Genomic DNA, 1,343 nt, shown 5'->3' on the forward strand with positions numbered 1-1,343 from the left:
GCGCGGTGATGGATTCCTAACGCACCGGTGTCGCGGTTCGTGTCGCTGCTCGTGCTGGTGAAGAGGCCGAGCGCTTCGCCGCGGGTCACGGTCTTCTTGGATGACCTCCCCTTGCTGGGATCGGGTGTGTCACCGCCGGTGCCGCCGGGACCGTTCCCGCCACCGCCGGGGTTGCCGCCTGGGTTGCCGCCTAAGCGGCCGTCGTCGCCGTCATCGCCACTGTCCTCCTTGCCGCGGTCACGACCGGAATCGCCGTTCCTGTTCGCGTCCGCAGAGTTGTTGCTGCAGCCCTGGTATGCGGTGGGAGTAAGGATCTGAATATCAAGGATGTAGTTCAGGTTGCGGGTGACGATCTCGTACAACGCGTCGGCCCGGTACTCGCCCAGGAGTTTGTCGGCAGCGTCTTCGCTGGTGTCGGACCGTTTGAGATCGTAGGCGCGTTTCTCGACCAGGTCACAGATCTCCGCGACCTGCGCATCGGGCAGGACCGCGGTGAAGGACGCCAACCCGGGGGTGGGGTGGGGATCGAACCACACCCCGGTCTGCTGCGCCTTCGTCCGCTTGTGGGTCTTGCGGGCGGCAGCCGCCTCGAACCTGGTGACGAGGGTGCGGGTGGAACGGCGTGCGGACGCCGCACCCCGGCAGTGGATCTCGCGTTAAAGGATCGTGTCTTCGATGAGTTCGCAGGTGTCGGGGCGGGCGTCCTGCAGTTCGGTCGCGACCGCGGTCACGGTGTCCAGGTTCGCCACACCAGCAGCCACCTCCGTGAGCAGGACCGGTGTTTTGGTGGCTGCCCACACCGATTTGCGCACCAGCTGCGACGCGGCGATGCAGGACAGGCGCAGTTCGGCCGCGACACCATCAGCAGCGAACTCACCCACATGCCCCGGCTCGTGTTGCACGAAGTCAGTGCAAGTCACGTCGTGAGCGTCCCAGCGGGCGTACTGACTGATCGAGATCGCCCGGACGGCACCGGCGGTGTTCATCACCGAGTGCGCCACCCGGATCGATTCCTCGAACTGCCGGGTCTGTGTCACCCAGTGATCCTCGTCGTCACCCTGGTCGCCATCACCTTGCTCACCGGCCGTCTGTTGGTCGATCCCGCTCAGACCGGTGAGGTCGTCCTGCGTGAAAAACTTGTCGCCGGCTGCGTCCACGGTGAACGGGTCGTCGCTGTTGAGGCGTTCGAACACGTTGTGTGCCAGCAATTGGGCGATGAGCAGTTGGATGGTGGCGGGGTTCGCGCCTGGTACCAGTTCGGGGTGCGATGCCAGTTCGATGGCTGCGTCGACACCGTCTTCGAGCATCACTGCTTCGAGCAGGTCACGCGGGGTGATCGCGTC

2 protein-coding genes are annotated in these 1,343 nt (G+C 65.2%); both read right to left on the bottom strand.

Going from position 1 to position 1,343, the window contains the following annotated elements:
* On the bottom strand, positions 1 to 536 hold a 536-nt coding region (locus tag EU513_RS15575; RefSeq protein ID WP_205744824.1), incomplete at its 3' end, for a hypothetical protein.
* 120 nt (positions 537 to 656) lie between these two features.
* On the bottom strand, positions 657 to 1,343 hold a 687-nt coding region (locus EU513_RS16045; RefSeq protein ID WP_168990320.1), incomplete at its 5' end, for a hypothetical protein.

This window comes from Yimella sp. RIT 621, from assembly GCF_004146205.1.
Taxonomy (GTDB): Bacteria; Actinomycetota; Actinomycetes; order Actinomycetales; family Dermatophilaceae; genus Yimella; species Yimella lutea.